The sequence below is a fragment of the Paenibacillus kobensis NBRC 15729 genome, from assembly GCF_004000825.1.
GTDB lineage: Bacteria > Bacillota > Bacilli > Paenibacillales > Paenibacillaceae > Paenibacillus_T > Paenibacillus_T kobensis.
This window is the reverse complement of sequence record NZ_BILZ01000039.1, coordinates 1-17,978: the sequence shown is the minus strand read 5'-3', so window position 1 is coordinate 17,978 and position 17,978 is coordinate 1. Positions and strand designations below refer to the sequence as shown.

The window sequence follows — 17,978 nt, the reverse complement described above, 5'->3', positions numbered from 1 at the left end:
CGGCCTCCTCATGAACTCGTTTGCGTAGTGTGATCTAGTATGGACCCATTAAATTGCCGGATCCAATTGGTTCAATAGAGGCTGGATCTCTTCCGAAGGAGCAGGACGGTGATAATAATAGCCTTGGCCAATCTCGCAACCATACTGCTGTAGAATGGCGATTTCTTCTTCATGTTCGATGCCCTCGCAGACAACCTCCAGGTTCATGCTGTGGCCGATATCGATAATCAGCTTAACGATTGAAGCGGAAGGAGCGTCGGTCGTCAATTCGCGCGTGAACGACCGGTCGATCTTCAGCAGATCAACGGGCAGGTGGCGCAGAACGCTCAGCGAGGAGTAACCCGTCCCGAAGTCATCGATTGATATCTTCACGCCCAGGCTCTTCAGTTCACCGAGTACCGTGATCGACTGGCTTAGGTTTTGCATTAAACTCTCCGTAACTTCCAACTCTAGCAGGGCAGGATCGAAGTCTGTCTCGCTCAGAATCCGCGCAACGGTCTCGGCTAAGCCAGGCGACTTGAACTGGCGAATGGAGATGTTCACAGCCAACGTCAGCTCAGGGTTGCCGGCCGTTTGCCAACTTTTCACCTGCCTGCACGCTTCCTCTAGAACCCATTCGCCCAGCTCGACAATGACACCGGTCTGTTCAGCCAACGGAATGAACACGGACGGTGCGATTGGCCCGAGCTCAGGATGCGTCCAGCGGAGAAGCGCCTCAACACCCCAGATTCGTCCGGAGTTTAGTTCTACCAAGGGTTGATAGTGGACAGTGAACTCCTGTTTGCTGAGCGCACTGTGAAGATCGTTCTCCAGCTTCACTTGATAGAGCAGTTCGGTGCTCTTGGAGGCGGAGAAGAACTGAAACCCGTTTTTCTCGCTTGTTTTGACATCATACATCGCCTTGTCCGAATATTGAATCAGAGTCTCAACATCGCGGGCGTCCTCTGGGTGTAAGCTTATGCCGATGCTCGGCGTAGAATAGATCCATTTATTATGGATAAGGAAAGGTGTGCGGAAGGAGCGAATCAGCTGTTTAGCCAATGTCTCGATCTCTTCCCGATGCCTGTATGGAAACAGCAGGATGAATTCATCTCCCGCATACCGCGAGATAAAGCAAGACTCGCCGAGAACGTTGCGGAGATGGATAGCGACGTCTCGGAGCATATGATCTCCCGAGTTGTGACCCATCATATCGTTGACGTTCTTAAAATTGTCCAAGTCAAGGAACATAACGGCCGTCTGTGTCCCGTTGGACAATTCCTCGGCCATCCGCTTCTTCAGCAATTCCCGGTTGGGCAGCCCGGTGAGTGAATCGTAGTACGCCATATGTTCCAGCTTGCCGAATGCCGCTTGAAGCTGTACATTCAACTCCTCGTTAATTTTATTCTTGTGACTCAGACCTCGGAAGTAGAAGGCCAGCAGAGAATATAGAACACAATTGATGACAGCACCGATCATGATCGTGCTGATCATCTCCGGCTGCACCTCGGGCGAATAGGACGGGGTGAAGTATAGATAATAGCCTGTGGCGACCATCGTTGGCACTGGAGACGGCAGCAGGAAGGCCAGGAAGACAAGCGACAAGTACATGACGCTGACCAGCTTATCGAAAGTCAACTCAGGCAAAGCGCTGAAAAAAGCGACGAAGGCCGCAGCAGAAAGCACGTACTTGATTGGGATCGAGCGGACAAGAATGGAAGAGAAACTTAGAACAGCGAAGCAGAGAGCAGCAATGAGGCCTCGCGAACTGTTAACGGAGCTGGTGAGATTCAAGGAGAGGGAAGCTGCAACGAGTACGGTGATAATAAGAGGCGTTTTTTGTATTAGGCGTTGCACAACGAATTGAAGGGATTTCATTAACCGGCACCTACTTAAATATTGATAACCATTGGTGTAATATTACAACTTCTGTACATAGATTGAAACAAATTCTTTACGAAAGTCGCGGGTAGAAAGAAGTTTCTTAGATAGCCCCAATCAACGGAGATTGCTGAGGAGAATCGGGCTGAATCACGTGACACACGATGTCCCGATAACGAATGAGCAATTAATAAGCAGGAAAAACATGCAATTTGTAGAAGATTGTAAAAAATAATCAATATCTACGAGAAAGGTAGTTGAATGCGATTGAATCGGGACAGTGAACGAAATATTTTTCGACTACGAATACATCGAAATGGAAAGCGTTGGCCATCGTGTTCGGAATCATCGTTCTTCTGTTTTTAATGGTTACGCTTTTTGTCTGAAAGGCATCTTCCGCAAATGTTGAAAACATCGCCAGGCGGCTTATCGCCTTGGCGATGTTTTTATGTTCGAACTCAACAAACGATACCTGAAAGTAAGGGTATGCTGGGAATATTTCTATCGAGTGGCTCACAAATAAATCCTAATATGTTAACCTATCCTCATATTCGTTCATCCATGGAGGAACTTATGAAGCTATTAATCGTTGAGGACGATATTGCGATTTCATATACGATTGCAAGGGTTATGCGGGATGAAGGGTACGAGGTTATGGAATGCCATAACGGAGAAGAGGGCCTGCATCACGCCATGTACGGCGAGTTCGATCTGATTATTTTGGATATTATGCTGCCTAAGGTTGATGGATTCACGTTTATCCAAGAGACTAGGAAGCTAGGAGTGGAGACACCAATCCTCTGTCTGACGGCCAAAGACGGGTTGAGCGACCGGGTAAAGGGGCTGACGATCGGAGCGGACGATTATGTGGTGAAGCCGTTCGAGGTCCCTGAGCTGATCGTTCGAGTCAAAGTGCTGCTGCGCCGCTATGGCAAGATTAATCAAGAAGAGCAGATTAACTACGGGCCGATCGCCATTCAAGCCAGAAATCGGGTGGTAACCGTTAAGGGGGAAGAGCTGACTCTAACGGAAAAAGAATATGAGCTGCTTGAGTACTTGCTTATGAATAAAGAGCAGATTGTAACAAAGGAGCAAATCTATAACCGGATTTGGGGGCTCGACTCGGAAGCGGGAATCGGCATCGTCGAGCTTTATGTCCATTATCTCCGGAAGAAGCTGTCCTCCTGGCAGGCGGATCAATTGATCCAAACGGTAAGGGGCTTGGGGTACAAGCTCAAAATGTAGTCAAAGGAAAATCTAAGGTTCACTCATTATATTCTCCTTAATCAATAAATAAGGGGGATACAATTCATGAGCCTTCTAAGACAGATATTTCAGAATACTCGGTTGACCTTCTTCATGGGAGTTGCCCTATCTTCCTGTCTGCTGCTGACCTCCTGCGATGACAATCCTGCAACGACAGAGGCGCAGCATACTTCGGTTGCGCTGGATGCATCCGAGGCGACCGGGTCAAGCGATGCTTCGATCAACGGCTCGACGGCAGCATCGGACTCGTCTTCGAGCAAGGCTTTGATCACCTACGAAGCAACCCGGAAGGATGCCCAGGAGAAGGCGGCTCTCCTCACGACAAGATACGGCACGAACAGCGTGCAGTACGCCATCATCGATCATGGCAGCATCGTCGTATCCGGCCAATCCGGCAAGAATGATGAGCAGGGACAAACGCCGCTCACGAAAGAGACGATGTACGGGATCGGATCGACGAGTAAAATGTTTACCACGGTTGCCGTCATGCAGCTGGTCGACCAAGGGAAAATCGATATCGATATGCCGATCGTCCAATATATCCCCGAGTTTACGATGAAAGATGAACGCTATAAGCAAATTACGCCTCGCATGCTGCTGAATCATTCTTCCGGTCTGAACGGATCGTCGTTTACGGACGCTTTTTTATTCGAAGACAATGATACTTACGTCCACGACACGCTGCTGAAGCAGCTGGCCGGACAGACTTTGAAGGCGGACCCGGGCGCTTACTCGGTTTACTGCAATGACGGATTTACGCTGGCCGAGATTCTGGTTGAGCGTGTCAGCGGCATGGATTTCACCTCTTACATCCATAAGTATATTACGGAGCCTCTCGGTATGGCTAATACGGAGACGCCGCTCGATTCCCCGAACGCAGCCGAGATGGCGGGGCTCTATTATCCTGCTTATACAGGGCAACTTCCCCACCAGACGGTCAACGTGATTGGAGCGGGGGGCATCTATTCCACGGCAGAAGATTTGGTTCGATTCTCGCAAATTTTCACGGGGAAAGCGAAGGAAGTGTTGTCCGGCCAATCGGTTGCGTCTATGGCGGATGAAGAGTATAAGACGTCATTGTGGCCTGACGATGCGGACAGTCTAGTCGGATACGGTCTCGGATGGGACAGTGTCAATCTGTATCCTTTCAGCGAATATGGGATAAAGGCGCTTAGTAAAGGCGGGGACACGATTCTCTATAAAGCGTCGCTCGTTGTGCTTCCCGAGCAGAACATGGCAGCAGCTGTCGTCACTTCCGGCGGGGATAGCGGGTACGACCAGCTTCTGGCGAACGAAATGCTGCTTCAGGCGCTGAAGGAGAAGGGGGCGATCACCGAGTTCAAGCCTGAGAAGTCATACGGCGCGGCAGTAAAGGCCGAGATGCCGGAGTCCGTTCTGCAGTACTCGGGAATTTATGGGGCGTACAACGGAACGTCTAACATCGATATTACCGACGGTGGCGTCCTGACCATCACTTCGGAGCAGTCGCCCAATATTCCAGCTCAGATCTACGAATATTCGGCGGACGGTACGTTCCGGAGCTTGGATGGGAATGTGATGATCAGCTTCGTGACCGAGGAGAACGGCCGTACCTACTTATGGATTCGCCGATACGCTTCGGTTCCTGGTCTTGGGCAGACGGCTGTGTCAGAGTACAATGCCGAGAGGCTCCAGCCTCGAGATCTTCCGACTGGGACAATGAAGGCATGGAAGGAGCGTGACGGCAAGAAGTATTATCTGTTGAATCAGAAGTATACGTCGCTTGTTTATTTGATGGCGTCGCCCGATCAATTCAATATGTCGCAACAATTGCCGGGGTACGTGTTGGATAAGCGAATAACAGGCCCGAATACGGCCGTCTCCGAATTGCAAATTCCGGGAAACAATGGGCGCGATCTCTTCGGGTTAACGTTCTTCACGGAGAATGGTGTTGAGTATCTGAGAACGGGTGGAAGCATCTTGATGAACGGGGATGCCGTGAAGCCCATCGACGTCGGTAAGAAGTCTATCGTTAAGATCCCGTCGAGCGGATACGCCCAGTGGTATACGATAAGCGACGAGGACGAGGGAAAGAGCATTAACGTAAGCATGTCCTCGAAAGCGTCCTTCGCTATTTATGATGCGGATGGAATATGCACCTATTTCAGTATTATCGGACACAAAGATCAGATCACGCTGCCTGCGGGAGGAACCATCGTATTCGCCGGAGATGCCGGCTCGAAGTTCGAAATTTCTCAAGAGTAACGTGGAACAGCAAGTGAATTCATACCTCCAATCGGTTCAATACAAAGGAGAGCAAACCCCAGCATGATCAAACGCACACTTGTACAAATGACGATATGGAACAGCTTCATCGTATTTCTGTTGTTCGTCATGCTGGGGGGTTCTTTATACGGACTGGCGCGTTATAAGATTTATTCCGATATTGACCGTCTGCTGGTGTTCGATATTGATCACATGCGGCAGGTGTCCCTGAGCACGGGGGAGCAAGTCATCAGCATTGATTCGAATGAACCGGAACGGTTCACGGTGGTTTACTACTGGGATTCGAACGATGACCTAGTAGGACGCGTTTATTATAAAGAGCCATTGATCTCGGTAAGTTCGGTTCTTCGGGAGAAACAAAATAGCATGGGACCCGAGACGATACATTTGGACAAGAAAATCTACCGGTTCGTAAGCAGACCTTATCAGGGCCAATTACCGGATGTTGAGAAGCTGTCGAAATTACCCTTGAAGACGGTCCAGATCATGACGGAAATTACGGCCGAGGCGTATTATTTGAACCGGTTGTTATGGAGTATCGGATTCGGAATAAGTGTCGGTGCTTTATTGTCGGTCATCGCGGGTTATGCATTGGCTAGAAGGGCGCTCGTGCCGATTCAGAAAGCTTGGGACAAGCAGCAGCAATTCGTGGCAGATGCCTCCCACGAGTTAAGAAGTCCGCTATCCGTCGTTAGAGGGCAAGCGCAGTTATTGTTACGCCATCCTGACCGTACAATCGAAGAGGAAATCGTCCCTATTTCCGTCATTTTGAAAGAAACGAAAAGGTTGAGCAACATGGTAGACGGGCTGCTTCTTCTGGCAAGAGGCGATTCGAATGAGGAAGTTATCTCCTGCAAGCCTGTGCGATTGGACGGAATTATTAAAGAGCTTGCAAACAGTATTGAGCCAATAATGGCATATAAGCAGTTGCGGCTGCAACTCCATGTCGAAGATGCAGAATTGCTCATTCATGGAGATGAGGACCGGCTTGTACAGATGCTCATGATTTTGCTGGACAATGCAATGAAATTTACGCAGGAGCACGGACAGATCGACCTTGGATGCGTAAGGCAGGGGAAATCCGTTCTTGTGACCGTTAAGGACAATGGGGCAGGGATTCCGGAGCGCGAGCTGCCGTTCGTATTTAACCGCTTTTATAAAGGGGACTCCGCTAGACAAAGAGGGGGTCATGGAGCGGGCTTAGGGCTATCGATCGTTCGCTGGATCGTTGACCAGCATCAGGGCTCTGTCCATATTAGTAGCGAAGTGGGACAGGGCACAACGGTTGCCATTCGTTTTCCGGTGTTGAACGCTTATGAGATGCGCAAAGGGATTGAAGCTAAAGTACAGGGGGTTAACGAATGATCGAGGAATACCTTCAAGAATGGTCTTACTTGGCCGTGTTCATGTTGTCGGCGCTGCCGTGGATTGAGTCTTCGGCGGTTGTTGTCCTTGCCATCGCGCTTGGATTAAATCCGATTTGGTCCACGCTTCTTGCTTTTACGGGAAATTGGCTAACCGTGGTACTCATGATTTTCCTCTTTCATAGATGGCAGGAATGGAGAAACAGAAAACGCATGGCCAGCGGGAAGCCGGCGCAGGAGAGCAAAAAAAGCAAACGCGCCCATCACGTATTCGTCAAGTACGGATTGCCGGGTCTTGCCGTCATCGGTCCGCTGCTGATCGGAACGGAGATTGCCGTCGCCGTCGCCATGATTTTTAAAGCCCCGCGTAAAAAGATCCTCATTTGGATGACGACGAGCCTTGCATTTTGGACCATTCTTTTCGCGGCAGCTGCGTATTACGGTGTTGGATTTGTTGAATTTATGAAATGAGGTCAAGCAAGCTGTAGCGAGGGGAGGGCCAGGTCCGCATGAACATGATCGCCAGATTGGTGCAAAGAGCGAAAGAGCGCGAAGTGCTGCACAAGCTGAATGGTTATCGGGACATAGCCGCAACGATAAATAAACAGGATTTGCGAGCGTGGAACGACGAGCAGCTTAAAGCTGAATCGTTACGGCTGCAAAGTGAGGCCAAGGCGGGAACACCGCTCGACAAGCTGCTGACAGATGCGTACGCATTAGTGTGCGAGGCGGCGCAGCGGACGCTTGGCATGCGGCCTTTCGAGGTTCAAGTGATGGCGGCCATTGCCCTTCACGAGGGGAAATTGGTTGAAATGCAGACAGGCGAAGGGAAGACGCTTGCGGCCGTTATGCCGGCGTATTTGAACGCGATAACGGGCAAAGGGGTGCATGTCCTGACGTTTAACGATTATTTGGCGAACAGGGACGCGGAGTGGATGGGACCGGTCTATCGGCTTCTCGGCCTATCGGTAGGGGCGGTTCAATCGGGTATGAGCTTAGCTGAGAAACAGCAAGCTTATTCGGCGGACATTACTTACGTGACGGCCAAAGAAGCGGGTTTTGATTATTTGCGCGACTCGATTGCGATGACCACAGGCGACACCGTCCATCGGGCATTTCATTACGTGATCGTCGACGAAGCGGATTCGCTGCTGCTCGACGAGGCGCGCATTCCGCTCGTAATCGCAGATGAAGCTGCAACTGCTGGACAGGACGGCACAAGGTTCGCGGATGTGGCGAAGCAATTGCATCTTGACGAGCATTTTATTTTCGATGAATTTAAGCGCAACGTCTTTTTAACCGAAGCGGGCTCCGACAAGGTAGAGTCGCTATTGAACTGCGGTAATTTATACGAAGCCCATAACGTTCATTTGTTAACGTCCATCCATTGCGCTCTCCACGCCGATGCTCTATTACAACGGGATATCGACTACATCGTACGCGACGGCCGAATCGAACTGATCGACGAATATACCGGACGCGTGGCGGAAAACCGGCATTTGCCGGAAGGGCTGCAAGCCGCGTTGGAAGCGAAGGAAGGGCTTGCTTCGAAGGTCGGTGGCACCATACTCGGCACGATCACGCTTCAGCATTTGTTGAGATTATATCCGACCATCAGCGGAATGACGGCTACCGCTCAAGCCTCGGCGGACGAATTCGACTATGTTTATTCGCTGCAGGTTGTTCGAATTCCGCCCAACCGTCCTTGCATCCGCATCGATCACCCTCACCAGATTTATACCCGCAAGGAAGCGAAGCTGAGAGCGCTGGTCGATGAAATTGCGTCTGTCCACGCGACCGGAAGGCCGATTCTGATCGGCACGTCGAGTGTCCAGGAATCAGACATTTTGGCGGATCGGCTCAGGGAAGTGGGAGTTAGCTACCATGTGCTTAACGCGAAGAACGATTCGGAAGAAGCCGAAATCATTGCCAGAGCGGGAGAAATTGGCGCCGTGACGGTGTCCACCAATATGGCTGGACGAGGCGTGGATATACGGCTTGGCGGCGGAGACGCGAAGCAGGCGGATGCTGTCGTGGAGCTTGGCGGTTTGTATATCATCGGTACGCTCGTGAACGAAAGCGTTCGAATCGACAACCAATTGCGCGGCCGCGCAGGACGGCAAGGAGATCCGGGAGCGTCCAGATTTTTTGTAAGCTTAGAGGACGATTTGCTATTGCATCGCTCCGGCATCGACCAGGCGATCCCTTCCTCCTACAGGAAACTCAGACAGGACGAGCCGCTCGATAAACCGGCGCTGCGCAATAAAATCGGTCATGTTCAGCGTGTGATCATGGGCCAGAACTTCCAAATCCGCCAAGAGTTGAACCGCTATTCGGATATGGTGGAGGAGCAAAGGCTCATCCTGTATAAAGACCGCCTCGCTATTCTGACCGGTGAAATGCCAATGAGTCCCTCGGAACAGCGCGTCAGATTGTTCTATATCGACAAGTTGTGGGCTGAGCATCTTGCTTATGTATCGTATATTCGCGAAGGCATTCATCTGGAAAGTCTTGCGGACCTTAATCCGATCGACGAGTTTCATGCGCGGATTATCAAGGCGTTCGGACGAATTCAAGCGAAGATCGAGAAAGAGACTTCAAGAATGCTGGAAAGGCTCAGCGATTCGAACGATCCCTCCGAGTGGGAGCGGTTAGGCTTGAAAGGCCCTTCTTCGACGCGGACGTATATCATAAATGATCATTATACGCAGAGATTAACCTCTTTGGTTGAAGTTGCGGTTCTGAAAATGGTTCGGAAAGTGAAACATGCAATTGGCCATGAAAGTTCGTAAATACTATTCAAATTTTAACTGAAGCGAATCACAAATTGGCGTATAGCCTATCTTTTGATAGATGCTATTAGATGTAGGGTTTGCTAAGTCCGTATATAAGACGCACTTAGTAAATCCTTTATCCAATGCTAGTTGGCTTATTTGCGCCACAATTGAAGAAGCGTAACCCTTCCTGCGCTCATATGGAGGGGTATATACAAAGGCCACTCCAATAGCCGTTTGCATTTCCCTCGTATATCCTGCCATAGAAACGGGTATCCCGTTGTCCTCTAAAATATAGAGTTTTTTTGATGCTATTCGGTAGAGGTAAGGGTCTGCATTTTGTTGCGGGATGGACATTTCTGTTTTGCCATAACTCCCCGCTGCATAGAATGCTTCAGCCCAGTATGGGAAGAAGTGCATGTCCTTTTCATCTAGCAATCGAACGGTACCAACCATTTTAATGTCCGGGTTTACTGCCGTAAGTTCATATATACGTTGGCTCATGGTTGTTTTGAAGGTTCTTCCCTTGCGCAAGGTATATTCTTTGGCAAAATACTCTGCCAAGGTTTTTTCGGATATAACACCTGGAATTTCACGGTCCTTCAGCCCATCTATCAGACAGTCTACAGCTCCTGGGCTAATAATGTTGTCTGTTGCATAAAGCGTAATATGGTGCGGCGGCGTCATTACGGCGGTAAGTTGTATGCCCTTAGCATCCGAAATAGTTGCCATAAGCCAATTTACAGGGTCGCGCCAGTCTGTTTTGTCTTTTCCTTCATGCCCGATTATGATATTGCCAAGAGGAATCAAATTTTGTGCTTCGTGACGCATCAGCACATCATAGGTATCGTTGTAAAACTCATGCACATCCGTATACAACTTGAATTTCATTGCAATATCACCCTTTCATCTGCTCTTTCATTTATGAAGACGCAAAAAAGCCCCATCCCATTAGAGACGGAGTTTCTCCGCGGTACCACTCTGATTGACGTTATAATAAACGCCCCCTTAGCCACCGTCCAACAACGGTGCTTCTTTGTAACGGTAGAATCCCGGGCCCATCTACTATTCATTCGGGGGCCAGCTCTGAGGTGATTTTTGATTCGGATATCCGCTGCCTCGCACCAACCGGCAGTTCTCTGAACGGCGTTTCCGGATCTACTTGTCCTCGTCATCGCATTCGATAATTATAAATTAAGTTCAATATAAGATATGCAGAATATTCTGTCAATAACTCAAACAACAACAGCTCACATTATTAAACAGTCCCCACCAACTGGATGAGGGCTATTTGACGTTTGCGCTGCTTATGAATCCCTTTAATTCACCGTTGAAGTCACATGCGGTGTGATCATTATCACAGCTAGATGTCCGCATATTCTTTATGATCTGAATAACCGGTGATCATCATCTCACCGAGCTAAGGTTTGAGCTAGTTTACAATCTCAAAATTAGAGGTGAACGGATATGGAAGCTGCCGCACTTAAGAAGGTGGAACAGCTGGCCTTGAAGAAGCTCAAGGTGTTCAAGCAGAGCCGGCTTCGGTATATTGCGCGTTCCGCGCTAGCGAGTATGTTCATCGGGTTCGGTGTTATCGTGGCATTCAAGACGGGCAGCTTCTTCTATGGGGAGCATTCCCCGCTCACTTATCCGATGGCGGCGATTACGTTCGGGGCGGCCATCATCCTGATCTCCTACGGGGGAGGGGATCTGTTCACCGGCAACACCTTTTACTACACGTACACCGCGCTGAGGCGAAAAATGGAATGGAGTACCGTACTGAAACTATGGCTGTACACCTACATTGGCAACATTATCGGCGCAGCCTTTTTCGCATTCATGATCTATACGACCGGGTTATTCGCTGAGTCGTCCGTTAACGGATTCCTGCTCAGCGTCGTGGATAAGAAGATGAATTTGCCTATGACGGAGCTGTTCTTCCGGGCTATTCTCTGTAACTGGCTCGTCTGTCTTGCCTTCTTCATCCCGTTGTCCCTTAAGGGCGACGGTGCGAAGATGTTCGCCATGATTCTGTTCGTGTTCTGCTTCTTCATCTCGGGTTACGAGCATAGCATAGCCAACATGTGCACGTTCGCGATTGCGCTGGTACTGCATCATCCGGGGACGATATCCATGGGCGGGGTCGCTCATAACCTGATTCCGGTCACCTTAGGCAATATTATAGGCGGAGCGGTACTGATGGGCATCATGTACTACTACGTGAACAAGCCATTTCTGGATGAACTCGATGCAACGACTACTATTACGGAGGGCGATTCGAATGAGTAAAACAAAGATCGTAGTTATTGGAGTAGGAGCCGTCGGCGCGACGACTGCTTATACGCTGTTGCTCAGGGAGCGGGCGGACGAGCTGGTGCTCATTGACGCTAACAAAGGCAAGGCGAAAGGCGACGCCATCGACATGAACCACGGCCTTCCTTTCCTCGGGAGAACGAAGGTGTGGGCGGGCGATTATGAGGATTGCCGCGATGCCAACATTATTATCATTACGGCGGGCGCTGCCCAGAAGCCAGGCGAGACGAGAATCGATCTGTTGAAGAGAAATGTCGACATCTTCGACAGCATCATGACGGAGGTGCTTAAGTATAACCAGGATGGCGTTCTGCTGATCGCATCCAACCCGGTCGACATCATGAGCTACTTCACGTTGCACAAGTCGAAGTGGCCGGCTAATCGGGTTGTCGGCTCGGGCACGCTGCTCGACAGCGCGCGCTTTCGTTATCTGATCGGCGAAGAGCTAGGCATCGACCCTCGCAGCGTGCACGCCCATATTATCGGCGAGCATGGCGATTCCGAGCTTCCGGTGTGGAGCTTGGCCAATGTCGCCGGAACCCGCATTCCGTTCGACGAAGAGACGAAGGAGAGAATTTTCACAAGCACAAGGGATGCGGCTTACGAGATTATCTCGGCTAAGGGGGCTACCTACTACGCGATTGCCCTCGCGCTGGACCGGATCTGCACCGCAATTCTCCGCGACGAAGGCGCCGTGCTTAATGTTTCGACGCTGCTTCAGGACTACCATGGCGTATCGGATGTTTATCTGGGCGTTCCTTGCGTCGTGGATCGCACCGGCGTCCGCGAGGTACTCCAGCTGGAAATTTCGGATGGAGAACGCGAGAAGCTTCACCGTTCGGCACAGAAACTGAAGGAGCTTATTCAATCGATCCAAGTGTAGAGATAAAGCAAAGAGCCTGAAGGGATAGCTTCCCTCAGGCTCCTTTTCATTTAAAGAAGAGAAGACTGCGTTTGCTAATAGACTAAAGCTTAGGCATGTTCAGAATGAGCTTCACGCCCTCGATCTTCAGCTGATCCATGCGAACCACCCAATCCTTGAACGCTTCGTATTTCTCGTCGGAGATACCGAATTGCCGCTTCATCTCCATAATGATTTCCTTCTCATCGTCATTGTAATCGCCGTCGGCATAGCTAAGCAGCAGCATTTCCACCATAAAAATATGCCGTACCTGCTCATCCTGCACGCAGCCGAGAATGTCCGTGAGTGTACGCGATGCCGGAGCCGCCTGCAAATCCAGCTCTGCCGCAATTATGCGCAGCCCGCCTTTTTCCTTAAGACTAACGAAGCCGTCGGCGCTAGCTACGATATTCGCCAGCTCGAGGAAGGCTTCCTTATGCTCCTTCTGTTGCAAAAAGTGTAAAAACACGCTGTCAGCTCCCTTATGGTTATAATCGTCGAGTATTCTTAGTTTCTACATAAACCGTTATTTTCCTACCGTGCCCGGTACTATACGAAATTAGTACTATCACAGATCCAATTACTACCTTACAATAAGCTTAGAATTCGCAGGGAGCAATGGAAAATAGTACAAAGATTTTCTAATCTACTGTAGGAGAGGATTCCTCATGAATCACAGATATCGCAGACGCAACACGGCGGCATTCACGGGAGCATCGTATTTTGCGCTAATTGCAGGTCTCTTTCTATTCTGTCTTGGCGTATATAACGCGGACTGGGAATTGAACGTCAAAGGGTATTATCTGCTTTGCATGGTGTTGATCACGATTACTTGTATCATGGTGCAGAAGGTTGTCCGTGATAATGCTGAAGATAAAGAAATACGATTGGATAATCCGAAACATAGGATGAGGAATACACAGGCATTCACGGGTGTAGCCATTGCGGGTTTAGTTATCGGATATGCGATGTTCTTCATCGGCCTTTACAACGCAACATTCGAATTGAATGTCAAAGGATACTACATTGCGGTTATTCTGCTGATCTCCTATAGTGCGATTGGCGTTCAGAAAGTGACGAGGGATAACGCGGAAGACAAAGAGATTCTCGCCGAGCAAGATGCGGGGCGCGAAATTAGAGGGTAATGAATGTTAAAGGCCGGGTCAGCTCATAGGTGAGCTCCCGGCCCTTCTCATATATTAAGGTTCATTGTTAGTCTCGAATCAACAACGAAGCATCAACTCCGCAAATACATAGACCCTAATCAACACTCTAACAGACCGGAAAGAAACAGTCTATACTTTTCTATGCAATTTTTATACATTTATGTTGCCGGCCGGCAAATACAGATGAACGGAGCGTTATACGATGAAACCTGCTAGTCATCTCACTCATGGAGAAATACAGGAGTATATGCACCAAGTATTTGGCACCGGCTATTCCGTGGCTGAAGTCGCAAGAACTTACGGTGGCGCGCAAAAAGTCATTTACAAGATCGACTGCAAGAACGGGTTTGCTTGTGTGCTCTATGTGTGGGATCTGTCCCGCAACTACTTCCAGGAAGAGGTCTTGAACGATCCGGCATTCCAACGTTCATACGGCAGCCATCTCTTCGCTATGAACAATCGTTATCTCCGACAACATGGAGTCCAGACGCCTGCCTTATATGATCTGAATAACAAGAAAGACCGGCATCCTTTTGACTTTGCACTTGTCGAGTATATAGAAGGGCAGAAAGCCGAGGCATATTTTCACCATGAAGACCCCAAAGTTCAGGATGAGTTGTTTCACCGGATTGGGAGTATGTTGTCTAACATGCACGCAATCGAAAGGGATTATTACGGAAATGCCGACTTTGACGGAAGCAACGATAGACCGTGTTCTGAAGCTCAGCGGAAGCATGCGGAAATGTCCCTATCGTATGCCTTCGAGCACATGCAGGATGTGAGGGAGAGTTATAGCACCTTGCTTGATAAGTTATACGAACTGGAAGCAGATATAGAGCCCGGGAGCCGGTACAGCTTCATACATGGGGAACTCGGTCCTGATCATATATTAATAGATAGTAAAATGCAGCCGTACCTTATTGATATTGAAGGAGCGGGATTCTTCGATCCCGAACATGAACACAGCTTCTTAGAGCTTCGGTTCGGAGAGTTCTATCGTTACTTAAGGAATAACAATCTTGATCCGAAGCGGATGATGTTTTACCGGTATTGCCATCACCTGTCGTTGACAGCAGGGGGATTGAAGCTGCTTCACCGGCATTTTCCCGATCAGCAATTCGCGAAGAGTCTCGCAGAGTATCATGCCCGATGTGCGATTCAGATAGCTACCGGCCGAAATCGATAGCATTCAAGCCAAAAAGCCGCACTTCGTGCGGCTTTTTGAGTTACCAGACGGTGTGGCGGATGGGAGTTGGGATCGTTTCAGCTTGCGGTGACCATGATTATCGCAGGGACGAAGAGCGAGATTATGCTAAGTCATCCCGGTGATTGGAATGAATCGACTGATCCAATGACTGATCCAATGACTGATCCAATGACTGATCCAATGACGGATCTTCGATCTTCCGATCATGATCGTCGGAGGGCTCATTCTCATCCGGCGAGAGGGCGGCGTTCATTGCCGATAGAGCCTCAAGGCTTACGAGATCTTCCACTGCGTCGAATGGCTTGTTATCGCTCATGGCAATTCTCCTTCAGTAAGGGTTTCATTACCACAGTGATTATTCGCCCGTGAGATGCATTTTATTCCGAGCGAGATCGCCAGCTTTCGATAAACGTGTTCAGAAACGGTAATCTGACAACCTTACAAAGTTCCTCAAGAATCACTTGTTGACAAAATGGTAAACCAAGGATACCGTAAAAGATACCAATCGGTATTTTTTAGGGAGTGAAGAGCATGTGGTTCAAGGAACCCAAGTACGCTTGGCTCATCGTCGGCTTTTTATGGATATTCGGATTTCTGGGCTCCGTAGGTCGTATCATCGTTCAATATTATCAAGCCCCGATCTCCGAGTCGCTTGATGTTACGAGAGGCTTTATTGGCTATGCATGGTCTGCCAGCATCTTGATCGGCTCGTTGTGCGCCCCGTTAGGCGGTTGGTTGACCGACAGGCTCGGGTACAAGGTGACGATGACGGCGGGAACCGCCATGGGGGTCGTCTCTGCGATCGTTATTTTGGCGTTTCGGCATCCCGCCGGCTATTTTATCGGATTCGGTGTGCTGGGCGGGCTGGCGGGGATCGGTGCAAGCACCAGCTATGTGATCGTTGCGCAGTGGTTCCGGCATCACCGGGCCAAAGCATTGATGATCATCAGCAGCGCCAGCTCGATCGGCTTGGCTGCGATTACACCGATTTTTGTGCATAATGATTCGTGGCTCACGTGGATGACGGCTTACAAGATTTCCATCGCCATTGGATTGTCGTCGATATTGCTATTATGGCTTGTAATGAGGGAGAACAAAGATAAGTTCGAAGAAGGTCCGCAGTCTGAACAAAGTCCGGACGATGACCGCGCAGAACGGAAAGCTGGATGGAAACAGTCGATGAAGACGTTGTCCGGCTACACGCGGAATCCGACGGTCATGACGGTTATCTTTGCTCTGTTTACCTGCGGATTCAGCATAGGCACAGTCGAGATGCATCTGATGGCTATTCAGCAGACCGCGCATGTGTCCCATTCGATGTTTATCGCTTCGCTAAGCATTCTTGGTGTGCTGGAGATGGTTGGCGGTTTCGTATTCGCAGCGCTGCTGGACAAAATGCCGCGGGCGCTGGCACTGGGCTGCCTGTACTTGATTCGAGCTATTGCGTTCGCAGTGCTGTTCGCTCAATTTCACTTGTCTCCCGTACTATTTACCTTAATCTTCGGAGCCACTTATCTCGGCGCGATTCCGGGAGGCATTCTGCTGGCGGGCGAAAGCCTCAAAACAAAGTCAATCGGTCTACAAACCGGCATTTTCTTATTGTTTCATCAATTAGGGGGAGTGGCTGCTGCCAATGTAGGCGGCTTGAACTATGATCTGTTTCATAATTACCAAGCGTTAATCGCCATTAATGTGGTTCTGAGTCTGCTCAGCAGCGTGGGCTATGTACGGGTATACAAAAGTAAAAGAACGGGACGGGATGTCGGGGGCGTGCAAGGGGTGGCGAGTTAATCGTAATTCCTTGGCCCGGCAACCGTGATGAAGATATTCGAATTTAGAGGATTTAGAATCTGACACAAACGAAGCCGCCGAGACCTCGGCGGCTTTCTTCTATCTTCTTCATGCCAATCAGCAATTGCCTTTGCAATTATTATAGATGGCGTCGGCTTCCTGTAAGCATTCTTGTGCAGGTCTGCCCCTTAGCCTGCAGGCAACAATGTATTGGGAATAGGCAAGACGGCATAATGGGAGCCTGATAAAGCAAGGCACCGCAGCAGAAGCAGCGGATTTTCTCGTTTGAGATGTGATCAACTCGCGTCTTAGCTTGCGAAAGACCAGCGTTATAGCACTGCTGAGTTCTTTAATCTTGTTGCGGTTATAGACTTGAATTTGTTGCCGGACGCGTCTTGTTTTACAGTTGCAGTTCTTGCAGTGGCATGATTTCGGTTTGCCGCTGCTTGAGGCAATAATCAAAGGCTTGCCGTTCAAGGAGATTTGCAGCACTCCGTTCAAGCTGCCTTTCGGTATGCGTTGGGTTTCTACAAAATTGACCTCCAGGATGCCTTGCTTGGTCTTCACTTCGGCATCAGCGGAGAATATCGCGGTATTCCCGACTCTTTTGAATATAACGGCCATTTCGGGTCTCCTCTCATATGCATCTACCCATTCATATATGAAGGAAACAGACACAAAGGAAACCGGACAGCCGCCTATTTTGAATGCATCGGGCTGCTACCCGTATTAGTGGTAACAGGATGGCAACTTCAGCACTTTGTATCGTTATTTTATAATGGTTAAAATTGGTGATTGATTATTGGGGAAGATGCGTGCTAAGATAGATCTCGCCGCCAAAACGGCAAACAATTTACGAGAAACACAAACACAACAGCGCATTAAACGCGGTGAAAAAAGTGTTTGACACTCGAAGTTGAAATGTGTTACATTATAGATCCTGTCGCGAACAACGACATGGAGACGAAAGATTTGTTCCTTGAAAACTGAACAATGAGCGATATGTTTTAATAGCAAGTCAGCTTTAAATGAGCTAAACAAGCACTTCTTTTATGGAGAGTTTGATCCTGG

General features: G+C 49.4%; 15 protein-coding genes and 1 other annotated feature. Of the genes, 10 read left to right on the top strand and 5 right to left on the bottom strand.

Going from position 1 to position 17,978, the window contains the following annotated elements; all coding sequences use genetic code 11:
- Window positions 1-48: 48 nt before the first annotated feature.
- A complete protein-coding gene (locus PKO01S_RS19790; protein ID WP_127533174.1) occupies window positions 49-1,857 on the bottom strand; it encodes a putative bifunctional diguanylate cyclase/phosphodiesterase in 1,809 nt (602 codons plus the stop codon).
- 576 nt (window positions 1,858-2,433) lie between these two features.
- On the opposite strand from PKO01S_RS19790, the gene PKO01S_RS19785 reads away from it, so the two are divergent.
- The 5 genes from PKO01S_RS19785 to secA2 all read left to right on the top strand — a co-directional run bounded on the left by PKO01S_RS19785 (window position 2,434) and on the right by secA2 (window position 9,547).
- Window positions 2,434-3,105 carry a response regulator transcription factor gene (locus PKO01S_RS19785; protein WP_127533173.1) on the top strand — a complete coding sequence of 224 codons (672 nt, stop codon included), beginning with the start codon at window positions 2,434-2,436 and terminating at the stop codon, window positions 3,103-3,105.
- 66 nt (window positions 3,106-3,171) lie between these two features.
- A complete protein-coding gene (locus PKO01S_RS19780) occupies window positions 3,172-5,370 on the top strand; it encodes a serine hydrolase domain-containing protein (RefSeq protein ID WP_246070650.1) in 2,199 nt (732 codons plus the stop codon).
- 63 nt (window positions 5,371-5,433) lie between these two features.
- The gene (locus tag PKO01S_RS19775; RefSeq protein WP_127533172.1) at window positions 5,434-6,756 is read left to right on the top strand and encodes a sensor histidine kinase; all 1,323 of its coding nucleotides are present in this window, start codon (window positions 5,434-5,436) and stop codon (window positions 6,754-6,756) included.
- Complete coding sequence (locus tag PKO01S_RS19770) at window positions 6,753-7,226, top strand: small multi-drug export protein (RefSeq protein ID WP_127533171.1); 474 nt, start codon at window positions 6,753-6,755, stop codon at window positions 7,224-7,226. The genes PKO01S_RS19775 and PKO01S_RS19770 overlap by 4 nt, the downstream gene beginning before the upstream one ends.
- Window positions 7,227-7,264: 38 nt before the next feature.
- Window positions 7,265-9,547: an accessory Sec system translocase SecA2 gene (secA2, locus tag PKO01S_RS19765; RefSeq protein WP_127533170.1), complete on the top strand. Its 2,283-nt coding sequence runs from the start codon at window positions 7,265-7,267 to the stop codon at window positions 9,545-9,547.
- Window positions 9,548-9,550: 3 nt separating this feature from the next.
- On the opposite strand, the gene PKO01S_RS19760 is transcribed toward secA2, so the two are convergent.
- Window positions 9,551-10,420: a GNAT family N-acetyltransferase gene (locus PKO01S_RS19760; RefSeq protein ID WP_127533169.1), complete on the bottom strand. Its 870-nt coding sequence runs from the start codon at window positions 10,418-10,420 to the stop codon at window positions 9,551-9,553.
- Between the two features lie 59 nt (window positions 10,421-10,479).
- Window positions 10,480-10,713: a binding site (T-box leader), on the bottom strand.
- A 283-nt stretch (window positions 10,714-10,996) separates the two neighbouring features.
- Here PKO01S_RS19760 and PKO01S_RS19755 point away from each other — a divergent pair.
- Entirely contained in the window at window positions 10,997-11,818 is an 822-nt protein-coding gene (locus PKO01S_RS19755; RefSeq protein WP_127533168.1) for a formate/nitrite transporter family protein, read from the top strand.
- Window positions 11,811-12,725: an L-lactate dehydrogenase gene (locus PKO01S_RS19750; protein WP_127533167.1), complete on the top strand. Its 915-nt coding sequence runs from the start codon at window positions 11,811-11,813 to the stop codon at window positions 12,723-12,725. The genes PKO01S_RS19755 and PKO01S_RS19750 overlap by 8 nt, the downstream gene beginning before the upstream one ends.
- 82 nt (window positions 12,726-12,807) lie before the next feature.
- Here the strand turns inward: PKO01S_RS19750 and PKO01S_RS19745 are convergent, their stop codons facing one another.
- Window positions 12,808-13,212 carry a TerB family tellurite resistance protein gene (locus tag PKO01S_RS19745; RefSeq protein ID WP_127533166.1) on the bottom strand — a complete coding sequence of 135 codons (405 nt, stop codon included), beginning with the start codon at window positions 13,210-13,212 and terminating at the stop codon, window positions 12,808-12,810.
- A gap of 199 nt (window positions 13,213-13,411) precedes the next feature.
- On the opposite strand from PKO01S_RS19745, the gene PKO01S_RS19740 reads away from it, so the two are divergent.
- Window positions 13,412-13,888, top strand: a complete 477-nt coding sequence (locus PKO01S_RS19740) for a YiaA/YiaB family inner membrane protein (protein ID WP_127533165.1) — start codon at window positions 13,412-13,414, stop codon at window positions 13,886-13,888.
- A gap of 268 nt (window positions 13,889-14,156) precedes the next feature.
- On the top strand, window positions 14,157-15,095 hold the full coding sequence (locus PKO01S_RS19735; protein ID WP_127533164.1) for a phosphotransferase family protein: 939 nt from the start codon (window positions 14,157-14,159) through the stop codon (window positions 15,093-15,095).
- Between the two features lie 121 nt (window positions 15,096-15,216).
- Here PKO01S_RS19735 and PKO01S_RS19730 read toward each other — a convergent pair whose 3' ends face one another.
- Window positions 15,217-15,432, bottom strand: coding sequence for a hypothetical protein (locus PKO01S_RS19730; RefSeq protein WP_127533163.1), 216 nt, complete (start codon window positions 15,430-15,432; stop codon window positions 15,217-15,219).
- A 215-nt stretch (window positions 15,433-15,647) separates the two neighbouring features.
- Here PKO01S_RS19730 and PKO01S_RS19725 point away from each other — a divergent pair, with 215 nt between their 5' ends.
- A complete protein-coding gene (locus tag PKO01S_RS19725) occupies window positions 15,648-16,907 on the top strand; it encodes an MFS transporter (RefSeq protein WP_127533162.1) in 1,260 nt (419 codons plus the stop codon).
- Window positions 16,908-17,024: 117 nt separating this feature from the next.
- Here PKO01S_RS19725 and PKO01S_RS19720 read toward each other — a convergent pair whose 3' ends face one another.
- On the bottom strand, window positions 17,025-17,531 hold the full coding sequence (locus tag PKO01S_RS19720; protein ID WP_127533161.1) for a hypothetical protein: 507 nt from the start codon (window positions 17,529-17,531) through the stop codon (window positions 17,025-17,027).
- Window positions 17,532-17,978 lie beyond the last annotated feature (447 nt).